This is a genomic window from Amycolatopsis sp. NPDC059235, assembly GCF_042754125.1.
GTDB lineage: Bacteria > Actinomycetota > Actinomycetes > Mycobacteriales > Pseudonocardiaceae > Amycolatopsis > Amycolatopsis albidoflava.
Genome location: NZ_JBHZAG010000083.1, coordinates 1 through 23,841 on the forward strand (window position 1 = coordinate 1; position 23,841 = coordinate 23,841).

General features: G+C 69.9%; 18 protein-coding genes. 10 read left to right on the forward strand and 8 right to left on the reverse strand.

The window, feature by feature from the left end; translation table 11 throughout:
* Nucleotides 1-183 precede the first annotated feature (183 nt).
* Complete coding sequence (locus tag ACFXI3_RS37105; RefSeq protein ID WP_370940728.1) at nucleotides 184-579, reverse strand: PaaI family thioesterase; 396 nt, start codon at nucleotides 577-579, stop codon at nucleotides 184-186.
* Nucleotides 580-686: 107 nt separating this feature from the next.
* Between ACFXI3_RS37105 and polA the strand changes: the two genes are divergently transcribed.
* The 6 genes from polA (at nucleotide 687) to ACFXI3_RS37135 (ending at nucleotide 11,851) form a co-directional block, all read left to right on the forward strand.
* Complete coding sequence (gene polA / locus ACFXI3_RS37110; protein ID WP_378405988.1) at nucleotides 687-3,425, forward strand: DNA polymerase I; 2,739 nt, start codon at nucleotides 687-689, stop codon at nucleotides 3,423-3,425.
* A 731-nt stretch (nucleotides 3,426-4,156) separates the two neighbouring features.
* Complete coding sequence (locus ACFXI3_RS37115; RefSeq protein ID WP_378405990.1) at nucleotides 4,157-5,785, forward strand: serine protease; 1,629 nt, start codon at nucleotides 4,157-4,159, stop codon at nucleotides 5,783-5,785.
* Nucleotides 5,782-8,061 carry a tetratricopeptide repeat protein gene (locus ACFXI3_RS37120; RefSeq protein ID WP_378405992.1) on the forward strand — a complete coding sequence of 760 codons (2,280 nt, stop codon included), beginning with the start codon at nucleotides 5,782-5,784 and terminating at the stop codon, nucleotides 8,059-8,061. The genes ACFXI3_RS37115 and ACFXI3_RS37120 overlap by 4 nt, the downstream gene beginning before the upstream one ends.
* An 18-nt stretch (nucleotides 8,062-8,079) precedes the next feature.
* A complete protein-coding gene (locus ACFXI3_RS37125; RefSeq protein WP_378405994.1) occupies nucleotides 8,080-9,471 on the forward strand; it encodes a VWA domain-containing protein in 1,392 nt (463 codons plus the stop codon).
* Nucleotides 9,468-10,553, forward strand: coding sequence for a hypothetical protein (locus ACFXI3_RS37130; RefSeq protein WP_378405996.1), 1,086 nt, complete (start codon nucleotides 9,468-9,470; stop codon nucleotides 10,551-10,553). The genes ACFXI3_RS37125 and ACFXI3_RS37130 overlap by 4 nt, the downstream gene beginning before the upstream one ends.
* A complete protein-coding gene (locus tag ACFXI3_RS37135) occupies nucleotides 10,550-11,851 on the forward strand; it encodes an ABC transporter substrate-binding protein (protein WP_378405998.1) in 1,302 nt (433 codons plus the stop codon). The genes ACFXI3_RS37130 and ACFXI3_RS37135 overlap by 4 nt, the downstream gene beginning before the upstream one ends.
* Nucleotides 11,852-12,310: 459 nt before the next feature.
* Here the strand turns inward: ACFXI3_RS37135 and ACFXI3_RS37140 are convergent, their stop codons facing one another.
* The 5 genes from ACFXI3_RS37140 to ACFXI3_RS37160 form a co-directional block, all read right to left on the reverse strand.
* Complete coding sequence (locus tag ACFXI3_RS37140) at nucleotides 12,311-12,880, reverse strand: TetR/AcrR family transcriptional regulator (protein ID WP_344286456.1); 570 nt, start codon at nucleotides 12,878-12,880, stop codon at nucleotides 12,311-12,313.
* Nucleotides 12,877-14,772: a YhgE/Pip domain-containing protein gene (locus tag ACFXI3_RS37145; RefSeq protein ID WP_344286592.1), complete on the reverse strand. Its 1,896-nt coding sequence runs from the start codon at nucleotides 14,770-14,772 to the stop codon at nucleotides 12,877-12,879. Before ACFXI3_RS37145 ends, ACFXI3_RS37140 begins: the two co-directional genes overlap by 4 nt.
* 26 nt (nucleotides 14,773-14,798) lie before the next feature.
* Nucleotides 14,799-15,533, reverse strand: coding sequence for an ATP-binding cassette domain-containing protein (locus tag ACFXI3_RS37150; protein ID WP_378406033.1), 735 nt, complete (start codon nucleotides 15,531-15,533; stop codon nucleotides 14,799-14,801).
* A 108-nt stretch (nucleotides 15,534-15,641) separates the two neighbouring features.
* The gene (locus tag ACFXI3_RS37155) at nucleotides 15,642-16,538 is read right to left on the reverse strand and encodes a GNAT family N-acetyltransferase (RefSeq protein ID WP_378406035.1); all 897 of its coding nucleotides are present in this window, start codon (nucleotides 16,536-16,538) and stop codon (nucleotides 15,642-15,644) included.
* A gap of 14 nt (nucleotides 16,539-16,552) precedes the next feature.
* Nucleotides 16,553-17,416, reverse strand: coding sequence for a class I SAM-dependent methyltransferase (locus ACFXI3_RS37160; protein ID WP_378406000.1), 864 nt, complete (start codon nucleotides 17,414-17,416; stop codon nucleotides 16,553-16,555).
* Between the two features lie 347 nt (nucleotides 17,417-17,763).
* Here ACFXI3_RS37160 and rpsA point away from each other — a divergent pair, with 347 nt between their 5' ends.
* Nucleotides 17,764-19,257, forward strand: a complete 1,494-nt coding sequence (gene rpsA, locus ACFXI3_RS37165) for a 30S ribosomal protein S1 (RefSeq protein WP_344286459.1) — start codon at nucleotides 17,764-17,766, stop codon at nucleotides 19,255-19,257.
* A gap of 234 nt (nucleotides 19,258-19,491) precedes the next feature.
* Here rpsA and ACFXI3_RS37170 read toward each other — a convergent pair whose 3' ends face one another.
* Nucleotides 19,492-20,124 (reverse strand): TetR/AcrR family transcriptional regulator, encoded by a 633-nt coding sequence (locus tag ACFXI3_RS37170; RefSeq protein ID WP_344286460.1) that lies wholly within the window; start codon nucleotides 20,122-20,124, stop codon nucleotides 19,492-19,494.
* A 158-nt stretch (nucleotides 20,125-20,282) separates the two neighbouring features.
* Between ACFXI3_RS37170 and ACFXI3_RS37175 the strand changes: the two genes are divergently transcribed.
* Nucleotides 20,283-20,723 (forward strand): OsmC family protein, encoded by a 441-nt coding sequence (locus ACFXI3_RS37175; protein ID WP_378406003.1) that lies wholly within the window; start codon nucleotides 20,283-20,285, stop codon nucleotides 20,721-20,723.
* Nucleotides 20,724-20,804: 81 nt separating this feature from the next.
* Here ACFXI3_RS37175 and ACFXI3_RS37180 read toward each other — a convergent pair whose 3' ends face one another.
* Nucleotides 20,805-21,026 carry a hypothetical protein gene (locus ACFXI3_RS37180; protein WP_037818102.1) on the reverse strand — a complete coding sequence of 74 codons (222 nt, stop codon included), beginning with the start codon at nucleotides 21,024-21,026 and terminating at the stop codon, nucleotides 20,805-20,807.
* A gap of 215 nt (nucleotides 21,027-21,241) precedes the next feature.
* Between ACFXI3_RS37180 and coaE the strand changes: the two genes are divergently transcribed.
* Entirely contained in the window at nucleotides 21,242-22,426 is a 1,185-nt protein-coding gene (gene coaE / locus ACFXI3_RS37185) for a dephospho-CoA kinase (RefSeq protein ID WP_378406005.1), read from the forward strand.
* 142 nt (nucleotides 22,427-22,568) lie between these two features.
* Nucleotides 22,569-23,813, forward strand: coding sequence for a threonine--tRNA ligase (gene thrS, locus ACFXI3_RS37190; protein WP_378406037.1), 1,245 nt, complete (start codon nucleotides 22,569-22,571; stop codon nucleotides 23,811-23,813).
* Nucleotides 23,814-23,841 lie beyond the last annotated feature (28 nt).

Genomic DNA, 23,841 nt, shown 5'->3' on the forward strand with positions numbered 1-23,841 from the left:
TTGTCAAGGCGGGAAAGATGCCTTGACAAACACCCCCGCGCCGCGTTTTTGGCTTCGTATCGGGGGCGGGGGAGTGTGGCTGCCTGGTGACTCGGGTGCACTGGCTGCGGTTTAGGGACGTGAGGGGAACCCTGAGGGAATCAGAGTTCGTCAGGGTTCCCCTCACGGCGTTTCACCGAAGAATCAGGCGCCTGGTGGGCGGTCCCGGACCACGCAAGTCAAGCGGGCAGTGCAGGTGCGGCGGCCTTCGTCGTCAGTCAGCACGATCTCCGACGTGATCGTCCCCCGTCCGACGTGCAGCGGGGTTGCGACGCCGGTGACGGTGCCGGAGCGGACTGCGCGGTGGTGGGTGCAGGACAGTTCCAGGCCCATCGCGGCGCGTTCGGGGCCTGCGTTCAGTGCGGCCAGCACCGAGCCGAGGGCTTCCGCGACGGTGGCGTTCGCGCCGCCGTGCAGGAGGCCGTAGGGCTGGAGGTTGCCTTCGACGGGGATCGTGCCGACGACCCGCTCGGGCGTCATCTCCACGAGCTTCAGCCCGATCTTGTCGTTCAGCTGCTGGCCCGCTGCCGCGGGGTCCATGCCCGCGAACTGGCCCGGCGTGATTTCCGCCGTCTGCTCGGTCACTCTCTGCTCCTCAACCTATGCGACACGCAAGAGTGTCAGACCCTCACCCTAGACTCGCCCCCGTGAGCCCGACCGAGAACCGAACCGTTGCCAACGCCACAGGCGCCGCCGCCGAGAAAGACCGCCCCCGGCTGCTGCTGATCGACGGCCATTCGATGGCCTATCGCGCCTTCTTCGCCCTGCCCGCGGAGAATTTCCGCACGAAGACCGGGCAGGTCACCAACGCGGTCTTCGGCTTCACCTCGATGCTCATCAACCTGCTGCGCGACGAGAAGCCGACGCATCTCGCGGTGGCCTTCGACCTCTCGCGCAAGACCTTCCGGTCGGAGACGTACGCCGACTACAAGGCCAACCGCAGCGCCACGCCGGACGAGTTCCGCGGCCAGGTCGACCTGGTCAAAGAGGTGCTCGACGTGCTCGGCATCCCCTCCTTGACGAAGGAGAACTACGAGGCCGACGACGTCATCGCCACGCTCACCACGCAGGCCGGCGAGGGCTACGACGTCCTGATCTGTACCGGCGACCGCGACGCGTTGCAGCTCGTCACCGATCGGGTGACCGTTTTGTACCCGAAGCGGGGCGTCTCCGACCTCGTGCGGTTCACGCCGGACGCGGTCGAGGAGAAATACGGCCTCACCCCGACCCAGTACCCGGACTTCGCGGCCCTGCGCGGCGACCCGTCGGACAACCTGCCCGGCATCCCCGGCGTGGGGGAGAAGACCGCGGCCAAGTGGATCCGGCAGTTCGGCTCGCTGGCCGACCTGATCGACCGGGTGGACGAGGTCAAGGGCAAGGTCGGGGACGCGCTGCGCGAGCACCTGTCGTCGGTCCAGCTCAACCGGCAGCTCACCGAGCTGGTCCGCGACGTGCCGCTGGAGTCCGTGCCGGATCAGCTGGAGCTGCGCTCCTGGGACCGCGAGGCGGTGCACCGGCTGTTCGACGAGCTGGAGTTCCGCGTGCTGCGCGACCGGCTTTTCGAGACCCTGAGCAGCGCCGAACCGGAGGCCGACGAGGGCTTCGAGGTGTCTGGCTCCGCGCTCGCGCCGGGCACGCTCGGCGCGTGGCTCGAAGCGCACGCCGGTGCGGCCGAGCCGGTGGCGCTGTCGTTCCGGACCACCGGTGCGTCGGTCCGCTCCGACCTCAAGGCGGTCGCGTTCGCGACGGCCGACGGCGAGGGTGCGTACGTCGACGTCACGGCGATGGACGAGGCGGACGACCGGGCGCTGTCGGCGTGGCTGGCGGACCCGAAGATCCGCAAGATCGGCCACGACCTGAAGGTGCCGCTGCACGCGGTGCGTGCCCGCGGCTGGACGTTCGCCGGGCTCACCATGGACACCGCGCTCGCCGCGTACCTAGCGCGGCCGGGGCAGCGCACGTTCGGGCTCGACGACCTGGCCCTGCGCTACCTGCACCGCGAGCTGCGTTCGGAAGCGGGCGACGGCGACGGTCAGCTGTCGCTGCTCGACGGCGGCGCGGACGAGCTGGAGCAGAAGGAAATTTCCGCCGAACTGGTGAAAGCGCGCGCGATCTTCGAGCTGGCCGGCGCGCTCACCACCGAGCTGGAGGAGCTCGGCGGCGCGAAGCTGCTGGCCGAGCTGGAACTGCCGCTGCTGGAAGTGATCACCGAACTGGAGGCGGCGGGCATCGCGGTCGACGTCGACCAGCTCACCGAGCTGGAGGCGCACTACCTCAGCCGGGTCACGCAGGCCGCGGACTCCGCGTACGAGGTGATCGGCAAGCAGATCAACCTCGGTTCGCCGAAGCAGCTGCAGGTCGTGCTGTTCGACGAGCTGGGCATGCCGAAGACCAAGCGCACCAAGACCGGCTACACCACCGACGCGGACGCGCTGCAGTCGCTGTTCGAGAAGACCGAGCACCCGTTCCTGCAGCACATGCTGGAACACCGCGACGCGACGCGGCTGCGCACCACGGTCGAGGGTCTGATCAAATCGGTCGCCGACGACGGGCGCATCCACACCACGCTGCAGCAGACGATCGCGGCCACCGGGCGGCTGTCGTCGGTCGAGCCGAACCTGCAGAACATCCCGGTGCGCACCGAGGAAGGCAGGCGCATCCGCGACGCGTTCGTGGTCGGCGACGGCTATGTCGAGCTGATGACCGCGGACTACAGCCAGATCGAAATGCGGATCATGGCGCACTTGTCGAAGGACGAAGGTCTGATCGAGGCCTTCAACAGCGGCGAGGACCTGCACACGTTCGTCGCGTCGCGCGCGTTTTCCGTGCCCGCCGCGGAAATCACGCCGGAACAGCGCTACCGCGTCAAGGCGATGTCGTACGGATTGGCGTACGGCTTGTCGGCGTACGGTCTGTCGCAGCAGCTGAAGATCTCGACAGAAGACGCGAAAGAGCAGATGGAGGCGTACTTCTCGCGGTTCGGCGGGGTGCGCGACTACCTGCAGTCGGTCGTCGGCGAGGCCGCGAAGCGCGGGTACACCGAGACGATCTTCGGCCGCCGCCGCTACCTGCCGGACCTGAACAGCGACAACCGCCAGCGCCGCGAAATGGCCGAGCGGATGGCGCTGAACGCCCCGATCCAGGGCAGCGCGGCGGACATCATCAAGGTGGCGATGCTGAACGTGCACCGCGCCCTCGCCGAAGCGGGCTCGCGCAGCCGCGTCCTGCTGCAGGTCCACGACGAACTGGTCCTGGAAATCGCCGACGGCGAGCGCGGGGACGTCGAAAAGCTGGTCCGCGAGGGCATGGGCTCGGCCGCGGAACTGGCTGTGCCGCTGGAGGTTTCGGTCGGGTACGGGCGGTCGTGGAACGAGGCCGCGCACTGACGCACTGAGCTTGAGGACCACTGCCCGGGGCCGCCGACCGGCCCCGGGCACGAGGTCGGAGCGGGTCTCTCGGCTGGAGACGCGCCGCGTCGGTGCGGCGTGCACGGGGCAGCGGCGCGGCGATGGAATTTGGCTGACTGTCTGCGGGCCTGCGAGGTAGTGGCGTGGGTGCTGCGCCCGTTCGGGCGAACACTGGGCAGCAGGGTGGGCTGCCGAATCCAGTCCTGGCGTTGCGGTTCAGCGGAGCAGACAACGGAATCTGCGCGGTCTCTCCGTTCGGGCGAGCGTGAATCTGCGGTGCGGGCAACGCAATCGGTGGCGCGTCCCGAACACGGACGCGAATCTGCTGCGCGGTTGATGCCCGAATCCCCGGCGCGCCCAAAGGCGAAAAGCGTCCGGCGCAACGAAATTGGCAGCCAAATCGGCTAAGCGAGCACGAATCAGCAATCCGACTCAAGCTCGCCGCTTGCCCGCCCGGTCCGCTTCGCACCCGGCGCGGGAACCCGGCAGCCCGCAACCGGTCCGAGAACCGAGAACCGAGAGCCAGCCCCGCCCGCCCGCGCCGCCGGGCCTTCCTCTGTCCGCCCGCCAACACCAAACCACCCCGCGAAACCGGTGTCACCCACCAGAAGTGCCGCGACGCCGCTGAACGGGTGAGCTTGCTGCTCCAGCGTGGGCCACTTTCCGCGAACGCCGCCCGGCCTGCGACGCGCCCGGCGTAGGGTCCTCCCGTGGGGTACCAGGCCGAGCGTCGACGCTGGCGGGTTCGCCTGCGCGACCGCACCGGCGGGATCCGCGGGGCAGGCACCATGCTCGACGAGGACCATGTGCTCACCTGCGCGCACGTCGTCGAGCGGGCGGGCGGGCCGGGCGAGGACGTCCTGGTCGATTTCGTCGGGCTGCCCGGCACTCCGGTCGGCACCGGCCGCGTTGTGCCGGGGGCGTGGGTGCCGCCGGGGCGGGACGAGCGCGGCGACATCGCGGTGCTGCGGTTGGCCGAGCGGGTGCCGGGAGCGGCGGGCGCGCCGTTGTACCGGATGCCGTTGTCAGATGGCCAAGCCGTGCGCGCCTACGGGTTTCCGGCGGGCGCGGACGAAGGGCTGTGGACGTTCGGCGAGCTCGCCGGCGAAGGCGGGCCCGGCTGCGAATGGGTGCAGCTCGCCCGCAAGAACGACGACCAGCCGATCACCGGCGGGTTCAGCGGCACCGCCGTGCTCGACGAGGAGACCGGCCGCGTGGTCGGGATGGTCGTGTCCCGGTACAAAGCCGAGGGCGAGCGGGTCGCGTGGATGATCCCGGTCGAGACCATTCTCGGCTATCTCGGCGCGGACCGGTGGGGGCAGGGGAGTCCGGCCGTCGACCGGACTTTCGGCCGCGAACTCGACCGGGTCGCTTACGACCCGCAGTTCGCGCGCGAAGTCGTGGGCTGGTTCGGCGAGGGGCACGGCGTGTGGATCGTCGTGACCGGCGAGGTCGGGTCCGCGAAAGCCGCCGCGCTCGATCTTGCGGTGGTGCTTGCCGACCGGGAGCGTTCGGCTGCGGCGAACGAACTGCGCGACACCCTGGCCAAAGAAACCCTGCCGCCGGCGGGAAGTGTCGATCTCGCGGTCGACGCGGCGGGCAAAACCTCCGCGCAGGTGCGGCAGCGGCTCGCGGAGCGGCTGGACCTCACTTTGGACAACGGCGCGACGCATTCGGGCATCGGCCGCACCGTGGTGGTGAACGCGATCGACGACGCGGCGGAGCCGGAACAGCTGATCGGCGAGGTGATCGCGCCGCTCGCGGACCGCGCCGCACGGCTCGGGATCCGGCTCGCGCTCGGGTTCCGCCGGGAGTCCTCGCCTGGGTTGACCGAGCTGCGGTCGCGCCGGAACGGGGCCCGGCCGGACGGACTGGCTCGCCGGATTTCCGCGCTGGACAAGCAGATCGACGAACTCGCCGGTCTCGAGGAGCACATCGCCGAGCTGGCCCCGAGGTTCGCGGTGAACGACATTCCCCCGCCGCGGGTGCGTCGCCGCCGTGGCGCGGTGAGCCGGTTGCAGGAAGCCGCGGATCTCGGGGATGTCGCATGGGCGGAGCGATACGTCGAGAAAGTCGCCAGTGTGGTGGCCGCCGATCTGGCTTCGGCGAAAACCGCCCGCGATCGGCTCGACGCCGCGCACGAGCGCCGCACCGAGTTGCGGTTTCGCCTCGACGGCTACGGAGAACGAGCCCGGGCCGCGGGCCGGGTCGAGGACCCGCTGCTGGATTCCTTGTATGCCAACGCTTGGCAGTTGCTGTACGAGGGCGCGTGCGATCCGGAGGCGGCCGCGGCGGCTGTCGAGGAGTTCGGTGCCGCGGTGCGCAAGGGGAGTCGATGACGGCCTGCGCGCGCCCGAACTGTTCCGGCACGATCAGCCGTGCCGGATTCTGCGCGAAGTGCGGCTGGGCACCGGGATCCGAGCCGAAGAAACCGGCCCCGAAAGCCGACGCGACGCTCGTCATCCCGGCTCCGGGGGCGAGCCGGATCGCCGACACCGTCGTCACGCGGGAGCAGCAGACCGCCGGTCACGGCACCGGTGACGACTACATCCCGCTTCCCGTGGTCGTCCTGCCGGACCTCGCCGGGCGGGTCCTCGCCGATCCGCACGTCGCCGAGAACGAACGGCACTGCGGCAAACGCGGCTGCGGCGCTCCGGTCGGCCGCTCGACCGCAGGCCGTCCCGCGCGCACCGAAGGCTTCTGCTCGCAGTGCGGCACACCGTTTTCGTTTTCTCCCAAGCTGTTTCCGGACGACGTGGTCGACGGCCGCTATCAGGTGCACGGCTGCATCGCCCGCGGCGGGCTCGGCTACGTCTACCTCGGCACCGATCTGCGGCTGAAGCAGTACGTCGCGCTGAAGGGCCTGCTCAACACCGGCGACGAGGCCGCGGTGCGGATCGCCGAGACCGAGAGCCAGGTGCTGACCTCGCTCGACCATCCGAACATCGTCCGGATCCACGACGTCGCCACGCATCCGGATCCGCACGGCGGGCCGGACGCGCGCTACATCGTCATGGAGTTCGTCGACGGCCTCCCGCTCGCCGAGGTGATGCGGCGCGGCCGCGCGATGCTCGACGGACCCGAGGGCAGGCTGCTCGTCGAGCACGTCGTGGCCTACGGCCGGGAGATCCTCACCGCGCTCGGCTACCTGCACGAACAGGGGCTGCTGTACTGCGATCTGAGCCCGCAGAACGTGATCCACGGCGAGAAACGGGTCAAGCTGATCGATTTCGGCGCGATCCGCAAGATCGGCGACCAGACCAGCCCGATCGTCGGCAATCCGCGGTTCCAGATCGGCGCGACCGAACTGGACGAGCACGGGCTCACCGTGCGCTCGGACATCCACACCGTCGGCGCGACACTGCGCGACCTGTTCCGCTGCAGCGACGGCTGGCCGCATCCGGCCGACAAACGGATCGCGCTCGGCGTCGAATCCTTCACCCAGGTCCTCGACCGCGCGACCGGGCCGTACGAGCACCGCTTCGCCACCACCGGCGAAATGCTCGTGCAGCTCGACGGCGTCCTGCACGAGATCCTTTCGCTGCGCGACCGTCAATCGCGGCCGTCGATCTCCACGCTGTTCACCGAAGCAGCGGTGCTCCTGGACGCCGGGCTCGGCCAGCCGAGGCCGGTCGGGGAGTGGGTGCGCCGCGCCCGGCGCACCGCGAGCCCGCTCGGCGCGCTGCCCGAGCCGTTCGACATCGCGCTCGGGTTGCCGGTGCCGCACGAGGATCCGCACGACCCGGCAGTCACCTTTCTGCGCACAGTCCGCGCGCCGGATCCTGCCCGGCTGCTGAAGAAACTCGAACGCGCGGACTCGACCGTCGAGGTGGAACTGCGCCGCTGCCGGGCCTGGCTAGAACTGTCCGAAGTGGACTCAACCGGCACGGAGCAGGCCAGCCGGCGAGTGGACGCCGCCGAAAGACTGCTCGGCGCCCGGGCCAAGCACGACTGGCGAATCGCCTGGCATCGCGGCCTGGTCGCGCTCGCTGCCGGTGCCGTCGAGAAAGCGCAGACCTGGTTCGAACGCGTGCACCGCGACATCCCGGGCGAGGAGACGCCGAAGCTCGCGCTCGGTCTGTGCGCGGAGCACTGCGGCGGGCCGAAGCGGGCGGCGCGCTACTACGACGCGCTGTGGGTGCGGGACCACCTGCAGGTCAACGCCGTTTTCGGGCTGGCGCGCGGGCATCTGCAGCTGGACGAGCGCACGGCGGCGGTGGACCTGCTGGACCAGGTGCCGGAGTACTCGCGGCACGACGAGGCGGCCCGGATCGCCGGAATCCGCGTGCGCGCGGGAATCCTGCCGGTGGGGGACGCGCTGCCGGGCATCGAGGACCTGACCGAGGCGATCGACCGGCTGTCCGCGCTGGACCTGGACCGCGACACCGCGGACCGGCTCACCGCCGAGGTCCGCGAAAGTGCGCTGCGGTGCTTCTCCGCCGGGATGCGCGGCATGCCGCCCGGCCCGGTCCTGGGCGAGCGCCTGGACGAGCACGGGCTGCGTCTGCTGGTGGAGCAGTCGTACCGGCGGATCGCGCGCCGGGCCGGTTCGGCGGAGTACCACGACGCACTGGTCGACCGGGCGAACGAGACGAGGCCGACGACCTGGGTGTAAGCGGCGAAAGGGCGAGGGATGAGCAGGGGTTGGGACGTCGAGGTCCATCAGAACCGCTACCTCGGCGAAGGCGACACCGAGATGCAGGCCGTGGTCACCGTCTCCGCGCGCAACGACGGCCAGCCCGAGTTTCGGCCTCCCGGCGCGGAAGTGCTCCTGGTCGACTGCTCGACGTCGATGCGCTACCCGCCGACCAAGATCGCCGCCGCGCGCCGGGCGGCGGCCGCGGCGATCCGGGCCTTGCCGGACGGCGTCGGCTTCGCCGTGGTCCGCGGCACCGAACGCGCCGACCTGGCGTATCCGCTCCAACCCGGCTTGGCGGTCGCGTCGGACGAGACCCGGGCGGCCGCGGTCGCCGCGGTGGAACGATTCGTCGCGGTCGGCGGCACGGCGATGGGCACGTGGCTGGAGTGCGCGCGGACGCTGTTCGCTTCGGCTCCGGACGCGGTGCGGCACGCGATCCTGCTGACCGACGGGAACAACCAGTCCCAGTCCGCGGAGTCGCTGCGCCGCGAACTCGACGCCTGCGAAGGCCAGTTCGTCTGCGACGCAAGGGGAATCGGCGACGGCTGGCAACGGGCCGAACTCGTCGAGATCGGCCGGGTGCTGCGCGGCTCGGTCGATTCGGTGGTGCGCGACGAAGATCTGGTCGACGACTTCCGCGCGCTGATGGCCGCGGCGCTCGCCAAAGTCATCCCGTCCGCGCGGCTGAGGATCGGCGTCACCGAACAGACCACGCTGCGCTTCGTGAAGCAGGTCTGGCCGAGCGAATACGACCTGACCTCGCGCTGCGTTCCCGACGGCGACGGAAAAGCGGTCCTCTCGCTCGGTTCGTGGAGCGCCGGCGAGACCCGGGAATTCCAGCTCGCGGTGGAAGTCTCGGCGGACACACCGGAGTACGGCTTCGACCGGATGCTCGCCTGGGTCGAGGTCGACGGCGCGGCGGATTCAGCAGTCCCGCTGCTGGCGCACTGGACCCACGACCCGGTCGCACCGACGCTGGTCGACCCGAAGGTGCGGCGCTACACGATGCACGCCGAGCTGAGCGAGGCCTTGGTGAACGCCGACGAGGCCTACGCCGCGGGCGACCACGCGCGAGCGGCGCGGGAATGGGGCCAAGCCGTCGAAATCGCCACGCGGACCAACAACAAGGAAGTACTGCGCCGACTCGCCAGGGTGGTCGACACGACCGGCGAGACCGTACAGCTTCGCCCCGAAGTCACCCGCAGCGAACTGCTCAACCTGCTTGTCTCCACCGTCTCGAACGTCGGCGACGAACCCCGCGACGCCCGTCCCGCACCGCCGCCGGACACCAAGCCCGCGATCTGTCCCCACTGCCAGAACCCGAACCCGTCCGGCGCGCGATTCTGCGAGGAGTGCGGGGAGACGCTGGCCGGAGGTGCCGCGTGACCCTCCGGACGCGGCAGGCACTGGTACGAATCCGGGCGGTGCTGCTGGCCGGGACCGTGCTGGCGCTGGTCACCTCCTCCCTCGCGGTGAGCGGCGTAGTCCGGACCGCCGACCAGATCTCGTCCGCGACCAGCCGAGCGATCCTCGAGGTCGCGGCAGCCCGAGACGCCCTCGTATCCGCCGACGCCGCGGCCATCGCCAGTTTCGCTTCGGGCGAGGCGAAACTCGCCGGTCCGGGGCAGGAGTACGAAAACCGGATGGCGTCGGCGAGCCAGAGCCTCGCCCGGGTCGCGGAGTTCAACCAGGCAGGCGACCCCGGCGCCGGAACCCTGCAAACCGTCGAAGGCTTGGTCGCGTCGTACTCCGGCGCGATGAGCCAAGCCGACGCCCACTTCCGGCAACCAGGCGCGGAACTGGTCGGACTGGCCGACCTCTGGTACGCCTCACGCCTGCTGCACGCTCCCGACAACGTTCTGGAACTCTTGGGAAAACTGCAAAAAGACGAACGCTCCGCCCTGGACCGCCAAATCTCCGGCACCAGAATGAGCGCGGGCCTGCTGGTCCTCTGGCTGCTGCCGCCGATCGTGCTGCTCACTCTGCTGGTCGCGACCCAAGTCTTCCTGCGCCAGCGTTTCCGCCGCCGGCTGAACCTGCCCCTGCTGGGCGCGACCGTGCTGGGACTCGGCGTCGTGGCGGGCCTGCTCGTCGCCTTCGCCCTGGCCGGACGCCTCGACACGGTCCGGGGCAGCGTCGACCAGGCCGTCGCAGTCCGGGAAAGAAGCATCGAAGCCGCCGACGCCGGCGGCCACGCCCGACTGGCCAGCCTCTTGCAACAACGCTGCGGCCCGCCCGGCTGCGGGTCCACTGTGGACGATTTCCGCCGCCAGCTCCCAACCACCTCGACCGCCGCCCCGGCCCAGAACGCCATCACCTCAGCCGCTCGAGCCGTGACGTCCGCCGGAACCGAGGCCACCGAGTCCGGCGGCCTGCCCATCCTGGTCCCCGCCGCCCTGATCCTCGCGGGCGGCCTAGTGGTCGCCGGGCTGTATCGGCGGATCGACGAATACCGGTACCGCGCATGAACTGTCCACTGTGGAAGAAACTGGTCCTGCTGGCCGCAACCGCGCTGGTGGCGGCTTCGTCGGCTTGCGGGGTCGCCGCGAGCAGCAACACTCTGCAGGTGATCGGAGTGTGGACCGAAGGCGAGGAAGCAGCCTTCAACCAGGTCAAGCAACGCTTCGAGGAAAAGACCGGCATCGAAGTCCGCTACCAAGGCACCCGTGCCGTCGAGCAGGTCCTGGCCGCCGACGTCCAGCAAGGCGCCGCCCCGGACATCGCGGTCCTGTCCAGCCCCGGCCTGCTGGCCGACTACGCCCGCCGCCAGGAAATCAAACCCTTGGATTTCCTCGAACAGAAGGCCGAATCCTTCTACGGCCGACAGTGGGTCAACCTGCAACGCCTAGGCACCGGAAAACTCTACTCAGTAGCGGTAAAAGCAGACCTCAAAAGCGCGATCTGGTACCGCCCGGCAAGCCTCCCCGGCCCGAAACCCGCCACCTGGCAACAACTCGTCGCCCTGGCCGCCGGCCAGACCACCCCGTGGTGCCTCGGCCTGGCCGCCCCTCCCACCTCAGGCTGGCCAGGCACCGACTGGATCGAAGACATCCTCCTGCACTCCGCGGGCCCCGAGGTCTATCGGCAATGGACCGCAGGCACCCTCGCGTGGACGTCGAACCCCGTACGCCAAGCCTTCCAAGACTGGGGCACCCTGACCGTCCACCCCGGCGGCATCCAAGGCGGCGCCCCGGCCGCCCTGCTCACCGACTTCCGAGACGCGGCCCGCCCGCTTTTCACCGACCCGCCCGGCTGCCGCATGGAACACCAAGGCTCCTTCGCGATGGGCAGCTACCAAACCATGCACCTGCACAACGAAACCGGCCCGCACCCGCAACCCGGAACCGACTACGACTTCTTCCCGTTCCCCGGCTCCGGCGCGTCGGAAGTCTCGGCAGACCTGGCCGCGATGTTCAACGACACCCCGCAAGCCCGCCAATTCCTGGACTTCCTGGTCTCGCCGGAAGCCCAGCAAATCTGGGCAGGCAACCCCAACGCGACCGCTTTCTCCGCAGGAACCGCAGTAGCGAAGGACGTCTACCGCGACCCAGTAAGACGAAAGGTCGCCGACACCATCACCTCAGGAAAACCCGTCTGCTTCGACGCCTCCGACCTGATGCCGAAGACCATGACCGGCGCCTTCTACCGAGCAATCCTGGAATACACCGCAGACCCCACACAACTGGAAACCCTGCTGACCAGACTGGACGACACCCGCAAGAGCATCCCCAGAGCAGACTGGCTAAACGTCCCCTGCGGACAGTAACCACGCCCTAAACCCGCAGCCGATGCACCCAACGATCGAGGCACCCAGCCCACCCCCGCACCCCGATACGAAGCCAAAATGCGGTCTGAGGGTGTTTGTCAAGGCATCTTTCCAGCCTTGACAAACACCCTCAGACCGTCATCACAATCAAGCTTCGGGGTGCCCCACGCACTCCCGGGCGCAATGTCGCCGCCAGGCGACGAGCCGACGCCCCCACGCCCGCAGAAGAGATTCACCCGCCCGCCTGCCCAGTCAGCGGTACCCCCGTAACCACAACCCCACTTAGCGTGACCCACGCAGGAACGACCAACCCGGAAGGACCGAGCAATGATCAAACGCCTGTTCCAGACCGTCCTGCGGCACGGATGCTGCTCCGCCTGCACCGGCAAGGGCTGCGGCTGCTGCGCCAACTGCCACTAACCCCTGAGGGGCCCGGCGCCGAAGCCGGGCCCCACCACGTCACCTCTTCAACCCCCGGATCAGCAACATCACCGACCCCAGCACATCCGCCCGGGACCGGCCAGGGTGAAACACCTGCCAATCCAGCGCCACCACCAGCATCGTCCCGAAAACCCCGGCAGCGGCAGTGGCGATGTCCAACCCCTCCGGCAACCGCCCGGCCGCCCCCAGCCTCTCCAGCTGCGCCTTGACGACAGCGATCAACTCTTCCCGCAGCAACGCCAACGTGTCGTGCCACCGCCCCGGCGTATGCCACAACTCGCTGACCACGATCTGGGAAAACCCCGGATACTCCGCGATGAACTCCAACGTCGTATCCACCTGGGCCTCGATCACCGCCAACGGATCGTCATCCGTCCCCGCGGCCCGCAGCCGCCCCGCGAGCAAGTCGACGCCGAACCGCAGCAACGCGTCGACCAGCCCGTCCTTGGACCCGAAGTTGTAATAAACGGTGCCCTTGGCGACCCCGGCCTCAGCCGCGATGTCGTCCACCGTCAGCCCGACAAGTCCGCGACTGGCCGACAGCCGCAACGTGGCCTCGAAGAGCTTCCGCTTGGTCGCCTCTCTCACAGGCTCAGCTCGGGCTTGAGCGCCGAGACCGACCACACCCGGTGTTTGCGCGCCGCGAGAGTGGACAGCAGGATCCCGCCGACGAGGTACGCGAGCAGCACCCCGATGTCACCGAGGATCTGCATCGACGCGCCGGTGTAGAGCAGGTGCCGGAACCCGTCGATGGCATAGCCCATCGGCAGCACTATGTGCAGCGGATACAGCGCGTCCGGGATCGTCTGCCAGGGGAACGTGCCGCCCGCGCTCACCAGCTGCAGCACCAGCAGCACGAGCCCGAGGAACTTGCCGACGGCGCCGAAGAGCGCGTTGAGCGCGTGCACGATCGACGTGAAGGCCAGCGACACCAGACACGCGAACCCGATCGCGCCCAACGGATGCGCCACGTGGATGCCGACCAGCCAGGTCACCGCGGCGAACAGCACGATCACCTGCCCCAGCCCCAGCACGGCCGAGGACAGCCAGCCGCCGAGCGCGACCCGCAGCGGCGACGCGCCGGCGGTGAGCGCGCGCGTCGACAGCGGGCGGATCAGCAGGAACAGCACGAACGCGCCGATCCAGGTGGCCAGCGAGATGAAGAACGGCGCGAGTCCGGCGCCGTACGTCCCCGCCGACGCCACGCCGTTCGACGTGACCGCGACCGGGTCGGCGATCGTGTTCGCGGTGGCGGTGCGGGTCGGATCGTCCGGGTTCGGGATCTGCGACAGCCCGGCGGCCAGTCCGTCGCGCAGCTTCACCGAACCGTCGGCGAGCTGGTCGGTGCCGGTGACGGCGGTCTTCTCGCCGTCGTTGAGCTTCGCCGAGCCGTCGCGCAGCTGGTTCGCGCCGTCGGACGCCTGCGCGATCCCGTTGGCCAGCTGCGGCGAGGCCGACGCGAGCTGGTGCGCCCCGTCGGACACCTGCCGGGCGCCGCTGGAGAGTTTCTGCAGGTCTCCGTTGGCGGACTGGATCTTCCCGTTCGCCTGGTTCGCGTCCGTGCGCAGCTTGTCGTAGTCGGCCAGGATCGAGTCCTTGAGGTTCTCCGGCATCCCGGATTCCTGCAGCTTCGCGGCCAGCTGGGTGCGATAGCTGTCGATCCGGCCCATCACGTCGGAGGAAGCGGACGCGGCCAGCGAGCCCGCGCTCGCCACCTTCTGATTGCCGTCGGCCACCTGGCCCGCCCCGTCAGCGAGCTTCTGGGTCTGGCTCGGCAGCGACGCGGTGCTCGATTTGAGCGTGCCCAATCCGGTGGCGAGACTGCTCGACCCGGTCGCGAGCTGGCTCGCCCCGTCGGCCAGTTGATGTTGCCCGGTCTGGAGTTTCGCCGCGCCGTCGGCGAGCTGCTTGGCACCGTCGGTGGCCTCGGAGATCTTGCCGTAGATGGTGGAGAAACCGACGAGGAACTTGTCCGCGGCCTCGCTGCCCACCTTCTCCGCGATCGTCTTGCGGACCTGGTCGGCGACCTGCTTCGCGATGGTGCCGGACAGATAGTTGTTGGCGTCGTTGGTGGTCAGCGTGATGGTCGCCTGCTGCGGCTCGAAATTGCCGGACGACAGCAGCGCCTTCGAGAAGTCGTGCGGGATCCCGATGGCGAAGGAGTACTTGTCGTCCCGCACGCCGTCCCGAGCGTCCTTTTCGGACACTTGGTGCCACTGGAAGGTGCCGGACTTCACCAGTTCGTCGGTCACCTCGCGGCCGACGTTGCGCTCGGCCCCGTTGGAATCCTTCGCGCCCGCGTCCTCGGTGAACACGGCGGCGGGCAGCTTGTCGAGGCGGCCGTACGGGTCGTAGTTCGCGTAGAGGTAGAACGACGCGTACAGCAGCGGCACCATGACGAGCGCGAACATGGCGAGCTTCGGCAGCGTCCCGGTGGACAGCCTGCGCAGCTCGTTGCGCGCGATCCGGAACGCGTTCAGTCCGCCGGCCCGCTTGTGGGGGGTGGTCATGCCCGGTCTCCCTCGGAGTTCTCGGTTTCGGCGGTCAGTTCGGCGGTCTCCGGGAGCTGCTTGGTCTGTTCGGCCTCCGCTTCAGCGGACTCGGGCGGGGCGTACAGCCGGATCGGGTCCGGTTGCTCGGCCTCGCCGACCTTGGCGGGCGGATAGGGGAGCGCCGATTCCGGCGTCGTCGCGGCCAGCACGGCCACCGCGAACCCGCGGGCGGCGTGCTCCTTCGCGACGGCGGTCCAGGAGTCGACGTCGCTGGTGTGCCGGTCGGGCGCGTCGAGGATGAGCACGCGCACGCCGTCGCGTTCGGACGCCAGCGCGGTGAGCAGCCGGGTGCGCAGCGCGGGTTCGAGGCTCTCGAACCGGCTGTCGGCGTACGGCCCCGCGTCGTGTTGCGAGAGCCAAGCCGCGACGGCATCCTTGCCGGAAGGACGGTGCGCGAGCGCCAGCTCTTCGCCGGTGACGACGCGCAGCGACAGGGCCTCGTCCGGCTCGCTGACCCCCGGCGAGTCCACCACGGCCACGAGCCGCCGCAGGTCGCCCTCGGGATCGGCGGTGACGGTGCCGGTGGTCGGCTTCAGCCGCCCGGCCAGCGCCAGCGCGAGCGCGGTGATGCCGACGCCCGGCTCGCCGTGCACCACGGTGAGGCAGCCCTCCTCGACGGTGAGCGAGGTAGGCGGCAACAAGGGGCCGTGGGGACCCTTCAGGGACACCCGGTCGGCACGGACCTGCACAGGACACACTCCACGGATTTTGAACTGACTAGTCAGTTCAAAAGTTAGTCCTGACCTGGCGGCGTCGGCAAGACGGCTCGCCGGACGTCACACCAAAGAGCGGAAGACTCAGCGCAGGGCCCACGCAGGGTGTGCTTCCCAGGACGTCCACAGCGGCCGGTAGCCCTGCCGGTGCCAGAACACCGATGACAGGGGATTGGTCGGGTTGTAATAGAGGTAGGTGCCGGTCGCGCCCTGGTTCAGCAGTTCGCGGTGCGCGCGGGCCATCAGCGCGCGGCCGATCCCGCTGCCGCGGCTGGCCGGGGCGGTGACGACGTTGTTCACGTAACCCCAGCGTCCGGACGGCAGCAGTTCGGCGGCCTCGCTCCCGGGCGTGGATTCGACCCAGTCGCATTGCGCGAGTGCCGCCACTTGACCGTCGACCTCGGCGAGCCAGGTCGCTTTCTCGCCCAGCGCGCGGCGCAATGCCGGGCCGAGAAGCTCCGCGGTCTGCTCGCGTTTCCGGTGCGCGACAAGGCCGGTGTAGTCGAACGTCGCGGTGCACAACGCCAGCGCCGCCGGGTAGTCGTCCGGTCCGGCGAGGCGGATCGACGCGTCGGTTTCGGTGTTCTCTGGCGCCACGGCGGGGCGAACGGCCAGCGCGGACAACGGAACCAGCCCGTGGTCGAGAAAAGCCCGGATGGCTTCGGCGTCGCGGCTCGGCCAGTTGACGACGCACGCCGAATCGGCTCCCGGCGCTTCAGTGTCCACTTGGGACCGCAGCGCGCCGAGCAGCGCGTCGAATCCTTCGGAGCCCGCCGTCTCCGGATCCGGGAAGAGCTGCCACACCTCGGCCGCCGACCACAGCAGGGGAGCGTCGCCCGGACCGTGCCGGTAGCGCTGGAGCATCGCGGAAACCTGCGCGCCGGACGCGGTCACCGCGCGCAGCCGGTCGCCGCTCGCGAGCGGAACGGGCGGCGGCAGGAGCGGGTCGAGTTCGGCGAATCGGCCTGCGGAGCTCACCAGCGCAGCGTAGCCGGTCAGTCGCGGCGCGTGCGGAAGATCGCGGTGCCGGGAAACAGCCTGCCGCGCAGCGGGCTCCACTGGCCCCAGGCGCGCGTGTGGCCGGCCGGCCACTCCGGCTCGACGAGGTCTTCCAGCACGAACCCCGAGGCGGCGAGCGCGCGCACGTAGTCGCCGAGCGTGCGGTGGTATTCGACGTATGTCGCCGTGCCGTCGTCGTCCACCTCGACGTACGGCGTGCGGTCGAAGTACGGCTGGGTCGCGGTGAGCCCCTGCGGCCCGGGGTCGTCCGGGAAGATCCACCGCATCGGGTGGGTCACCGAGAACACCCACGGCGCCCCGGGACGCAGCACGCGGCGCACCTCGCCGAACACCGTCTCCAGCGACGGCACGAAGGGGAGCGCGCCGAACGCGGAGCACGCGATGTCGAAGCTGGCGTCGGCGAACGGGAGCCGCTCGGCGTTCGCCTGCACGAGGGGGACCGTCGCGCCGGTGCGGACGTTGCCCTCGCGAGCGTGCCGGAGCATGCCGCCGGACAGATCGGTGGCGACCGGTTCGGCTCCGGCGGCGGCGAGCCAGCGCGAGCACGCGGCCTGTCCGCAGCCGACCTCGAGCACGCGCCGTCCGCGCACGTCGCCGAGCAGCCGCGCGTCCTCCTCGCGCACGCCTTCCGGGCACCAGACGAAATCGGCGTCGCCGAGGAATCCGCCGTGGGTAGCCTGGTAGTCGTCGGCATCCGCGTCCCACCAGGCCAGATTCGCCGCTTCGGCCTCGTTTCCGCCGACTTCGCGGTGGGCGACGCCGACGGTGCCGAGCCGTTCCTCAGCGCTCGCGTGGCGGTCGCCGGACGGGGCCGCCGTGGCCGCGGCGGGCTCGGGCATGCCGGTCTCCTCTCCCGGTGGCGCCGGCTGGGCGCGGGGAATGCCCGGACCGGCGGAAACGTTGGACAGAAGGTACCGGGAGCCCAGGGCGACCCTGATTGTGTCCCTCGCGGGGGCCCGCGTACGATACGTGTTAGCGCAGTGGGGTTCGCGCTGCCTGGGTGACTACCCACCGGGGCCGCGCATCGTCAGCGGGTCATGCCGCGGTCGTTCACTGGTGGAACGTTTGGTCGCCGGACGTTTGAGCAGGGTCGCCGCATGCCATGGCTGCGGGACTCGCCGCGTGCACTGCCGGTAGCCAACTTCACATCCACCTACGACACCCATCCACCGGAGCAACCCGCCTAATGACCACCGACACCGCCACCGCCCCGACCGCCCCGACCGGGGCCCCGCAGGTCGCCATCAACGACATCGGGTCGGAGGAAGACTTCCTCGCGGCTATCGACAAGACGATCAAGTACTTCAACGATGGGGACATCGTCGAAGGCACCATCGTCAAGGTCGACCGCGACGAGGTCCTGCTCGACATCGGGTACAAGACCGAGGGCGTCATCCCCTCGCGCGAGCTGTCCATCAAGCACGATGTCGACCCGGCCGAGGTTGTCGCCGTCGGCGATGAGGTCGAAGCCCTCGTTCTCCAGAAGGAGGACAAGGAAGGCCGTCTGATCCTGTCCAAGAAGCGCGCGCAGTACGAGCGCGCCTGGGGCACGATCGAGGAGCTCAAAGAGAAGGACGAGCCCGTCAAGGGCACCGTCATCGAGGTCGTCAAGGGCGGCCTCATCCTGGACATCGGCCTGCGCGGCTTCCTGCCGGCGTCGCTGGTCGAGATGCGCCGGGTGCGCGACCTGCAGCCGTACGTCGGCCGCGAGCTCGAGGCGAAGATCATCGAGCTGGACAAGAACCGCAACAACGTGGTCCTGTCCCGTCGCGCCTACCTCGAGCAGACCCAGTCCGAGGTGCGCAGCGAGTTCCTCAACGCGCTCGCCAAGGGCCAGGTCCGCAAGGGCGTCGTGTCCTCCATCGTCAACTTCGGCGCCTTCGTGGACCTGGGCGGCGTCGACGGCCTGGTGCACGTCTCCGAGCTGTCCTGGAAGCACATCGACCACCCGTCCGAGGTCGTCGAGGTCGGCCAGGAGGTCACGGTCGAGGTCCTGGACGTCGACATGGACCGCGAGCGCGTCTCGCTGTCGCTGAAGGCGACCCAGGAAGACCCGTGGCGCCAGTTCGCCCGCACCCACGCGATCGGCCAGATCGTGCCGGGCAAGGTCACCAAGCTCGTCCCGTTCGGCGCGTTCGTCCGCGTCGAGGAGGGCATCGAGGGCCTGGTGCACATCTCCGAGCTGGCCGAGCGCCACGTGGAGATCCCGGAGCAGGTCGTCCAGGTCAACGGCGACGTCATGGTCAAGGTCATCGACATCGACCTCGAGCGCCGTCGCATCTCGCTGTCGCTGAAGCAGGCGAACGAGGGCGTCACGCCGGAGACCGAGTTCGACCCCACCCAGTACGGCATGGCCGCCGAGTACGACACCGAGGGGAACTACATCTACCCCGAGGGCTTCGACCCGGACACGCAGGAGTGGCAGGAAGGCTTCGACAAGCAGCGCGAGGAGTGGGAGCGGCAGTACGCCGAGGCCCACACGCGCTACGAGGCGCACATGGCCCAGGTCAAGAAGGCCGCCGAGGCCGACGCCGAAGCCGCTGCCGACGCTGCCACCGGCATCGAGGGCGGCGACCAGAGCTACACCTCGTCCGCCCCGGTCGAGGCGAAGAGCGGCGGCACGCTCGCCAGCGACGAGCAGCTCGCGGCTCTGCGCGAGAAGCTGTCGGGCGGCGCGTGAGCGTTGACTCGCTGAGTCTCTGAACAGTTTCGGCCCCGGTCCGCACGGACCGGGGCCGAACTGTTTTCCGGGCTTTCGCCGGTGGCGTGGTCAGTTTTCGACCATCAAAGCCGCGGCGAGCCGGGCTTTCCAGCGCGAACCGGCATGGGGGAGTGCGGCCTCCGCCGGATCAGCAATCCCCATCTCCCCCGGACTGCGGATCGATGCGGAGCGCTGTCCCCAGGCTTTCGCGGGTCAGCTGTGCAGCCCCAGGCCGTCGATCGTCGCGCGCACCCCGCGGCGGTACATCGTCTCCTGCGCCGATTCGGCCGGGTCGAGGAACCAGTCGTCGAGCGGGCTTTGCGAGCGGATCGTCAGTTCGACGCTCACCAGCCCGTGCATCGCCGTCCAGAGCAGGTAGCCGCATTCCTGCGCGACGACGCCCGGCGGGCAGACCAGGTCGATTTTCGCGACGAACTCGGCGAAACTCGTGCGCAGCACCCCGGATCGCAACGCCGGATCCGGGTCGTAGTCGTGCACCGAACGCTCGAACATCAAGCCGTAGCGAGCCGGGCTTTCCAGTGCGAAGCGCCGGTAGGCGAGCGCGACCTCCATCAGATCGGCGACCCCGTCGCCCTCGGACTGGGGAACGTCGCGCAGTTCTTCGCCCAGCAGGTCGAAAGCCCGTTCGTACAAGGCGTCCAGCAGGCCGGTGCGGCCGCCGAAGCGCGTGTACACCGTGATCGTGGACGCCCCGGCCTGTTCCGCCACCGCGCGCACGGTCAATCCGGCGACGCCTCGCTCGGTCAGGACGGTCAGCGCCGCGTCGAGGAACCGGCCGCGGTTGTGCTGCTCCGCCGGTCGTGTCGAGAGATGCCGGGTGGCCATCTCCCACCCCCTTTTGCCCGTGCTCCGCGGGAAGCGCGTCCGCGTCTCGCAAGCAGAAGATACGATATTCACGGCTTCTTGGGAACGTCGTTCCCGGACCGTCCACAAGCGACCGCCCGCACCGGGCGGGCAGTGCCGAGCAGAAGGAATCCGCCCTCATGACCCAGCCGGAACCCGGCACTGTCGTCGTCACCGATGCCGGGAGCGGCCGCTATACGCAGCGCGTCACGACCGCGGGCCACGAATTCCTCGCCGACGAACCGGCGAGCGTGGGCGGCGCGGACGCCGGGCCCACGCCGTACGACCTGCTGCTGTCCGCGCTCGGCACCTGCACCTCGATGACGCTGCGGATGTACGCCGACCGCAAGGGAATCCCGCTGACCCGCACCACCGTCCGGCTCCGGCACGACCGCATCCACGCCCGCGACTGCGAGCGCTGCGAGACCGAGGTCGGGCTGATCAGCCGGATCACCCGGGAGATCTCGCTGGAAGGCGACCTCGACGACGTCCAGCGCGCGCGGTTGCTGGAGATCGCGGACAAATGCCCGGTGCACCGGACGCTGAGCCACGAGATCGCGATCGAAACCCACGCGATCTGATCCCGGCGGTCCGTGAGGGGAACCTTCAGGGAATCCAAGTCCGTGAAGGTGGCCCTCACGGCGCTCGCCGAAGCGGGACGGTCAGGCGCGTTCCAGCGAAACCGAAGGCACCCAGGCACGTTCGAGGGCGGCTTCGCGGGCGCGACGGCGGAGGCCGGCCAGGCTGTGCTTCGCGGGCACGAGCAGCGCGCTGAACCACGTGCGCCGGTATTCCGCGAGTGCGTCCGAGACCTGGCGATAGGAGACGCAGTGCACCAGACCCGGGGTGCCGAGCCGGTGCTTCCCGACGTGCTTCTCCGCCATTGTTCCTCCGTGTGGGCGACCCTTCCGCCGCGCACGGTACGCACTCGACCCGCGAAAACAGCGCAAGCGCGCGGCGTGTCACCCACATCAGTTCGGCTACGCCCGAAAATGTGCTTGCGTTTACGCGGAGGGTGTGCGGGTACCTGTGCGGTTGCACGTGCAGGGGGTCCGATGTCGCCTGAGCGGGTGACGGCGGCTCTCGTTAAGGTGTGGCCATGCTGCGAGTGGGCCTGACGGGCGGGATCGGTGCGGGGAAGTCGACGGTGGCGAACCGGCTGGCCGAACACGGGGCGGTCGTCATCGATTCGGACCGCATCGCGCGCGAGGTCGTCGAGCCCGGCACTCCCGGGCTGGCCGCGCTGACGGAGGCCTTCGGCGAGGAAATCCTTGCCGAGGACGGCTCGCTCGACCGGCCCGCGCTCGCCGCGCGCGCGTTCGCGGACGACGAAAGCCGCAAGCGGCTCAACGCGATCGTGCATCCGCTGGTCGGGCAGCGCACCGGCGAGCTGATGGCCGCAGCCGCGGACGACGCGGTGGTCGTGCACGACGTCCCGCTGCTCGTCGAGAACGACCTCGCGCCCGCGTATCACCTGGTGCTGGTCGTCGATGCCCCGGTGGAGGTGCGGGTGCGCCGGCTGGTCGAGGTGCGCGGCATGCCCGAGGCCGACGCGCGGGCGCGGATCCGCGCGCAGGCGGCGGAGGAACAGCGCCGCGCCGTCGCGGACGTCTGGCTCGACAACGGCGGGACGCAGGACGTCGTGCTCGCCGAGGTGGACGCGCTGTGGGCGGACCGGCTGGTGCCGTTCGAGGCGAACCTGCGGCTGCGCAAACCGCGTCCGCCGGCCTCGCCGGTGATCTCGCCGTACGACTCGAGCTGGCCGCTGCAGGCCGAGCGGCGGCTGGCGCGGCTGCGGCAGATCGCGGGTTCGCGGCTGGTGCGCGCGGACCACATCGGGTCCACCGCCGTGCCGGGCCTGCCCGCCAAGGACATCCTCGACCTCCAGCTCACAGTGTCCTCTTTGGACGATGCGGACGCGCTCGCCGAAGCTCTCGCCGACGCCGGTTTCCCCCGCCGCGAAGGCGAATGGTGGGACGATCCGCAGGGCGGCGACGGGAAGTGGCTCAAGCGGTTCCACCAGAGCGCCGACCCGAAGCGGCCGGTGAACCTGCACGTCCGGTCCACCGAAACCCCGGCGTGGCGGCTCGCGCTGCTGTTCCGCGACTGGATCCGGGCGCATCCGGACGAGCGCGACAACTACACCGAGGTGAAGGAAGCGCTGGCGCGCAAGCATTCCGCGGACGGCACAGTCGAGCAGTACGCGGAGGAGAAGCAGGGCTGGGTCAACGAGGCGTTCGTGCGCGCGGAGAAGTGGGCCGCGCAGAGCGGCTGGAAGCCCTGAGCCGGAAAACCAGGTGCGGGCCCGCCTCGCGCGGGGTTACCGTTCGGGCATGAAGCGCGCCCAGTCCACGACGACGCCGGATCCCGTCCCGGCGCGCTGAACACTGCCATTCGAGCCCGGGGCGAGCGCCCCGGGCTCTTCGCTGTGCGCTCGCCTCGCCTTCCGTGAGGAGACCGCCATGCCTGACCACCGCAAACTCGGCCGGGAACTCGGCCTGTTCGGCAGCGACCCGCTGATCGGGGCCGGGCTGCCGTACCTGCTCCCCGACGGCGCCGCCGTCCGGCACGTGCTGGAGGAGTACGTCCGCGAGGTCGAACGCCGAGCCGGCTACCAGCACGTCTCGTCGCCGGTGCTGGGGAAACGCGAGCTGTACGAGCTTTCCGGCCACTGGGCGCACTATCGCGACGACATGTTCCCGCCGATGGATCTCGGCGGCGAACAGGTGGTGCTGCGGCCGAGCCTGTGCCCGCACCACGCGCTGATCTACCGTTCCCGCGCCCACAGCCACCGCGAACTGCCGGTGCGCCTGGCCGAACTCGGCGGGATGTACCGCGCCGAACTGTCCGGCGTCCTCGGCGGGCTCAGCCGGGTGCGGGCGATTCAGCTCAATGACGCGCACATTTTCTGCCTGCCGGAACAGGTCGGCGCGGAGGTGCGGAGCGCGCTCGCGCTGATCCGCCGGGTGTACCGCGATCTTGGCCTGAAACCCGCTCGCTATCGGCTTTCCTTGCCGGACAACCGCGGCAAGTACGCCGGTGCGGCCGAAGCATGGGAGCGCGCGGCGGAGGTGCTCGTCGAAGCGCTCGACGGCGTCGAATACGAAAGCGGTCCGGGCGAAGCCGCGTTCTACGGTCCGAAGATCGACGTCCAGATCGCCGACAGTGCGGGCCGCGAGTCGACCCTGTCCACCGTGCAGATCGACCTCCATCAGCCGGAGCAGTTCGGGCTCGAATACGTCGGCCCGGACGGCCGCGCGCACCGGCCGGTCCTGGTGCACCGCGCGGTGCTTGGCAGCCTGGAACGCGTGCTGGCACAGCTGATTGAGGAGCATGGCGGCGCTTTCCCGCCGTGGCTGGCTCCGGTGCAGGTGGCCGTGCTGCCGGTCGGTGACGCGGAACTCCCGGCTGCCCAAGCGGTGGCGGAGCAGGCGATGGACGCCGGGCTGCGCGCCGAGGTGATCCCGGCGGACCGGGGGAGCCTGGGCTCTCGTATCCGCGACCGGCGGTTGGTGCCGTATCAGGTGGTGATGGGTGCGCGAGAGGCCGCGGCGGATCTGGTCGCGCCTAGGCTTCGGGATGGACGCAGGCTGGATCCGTTGCCGGGGAAGGAGTTCGTGGCCGCAGTGGCTGGCCGGGTAGCGTCGCGCGACAGAGAGCTGTGGAGCTGAAGGTGTGGCTCCGTTGCCGCGATCGGCA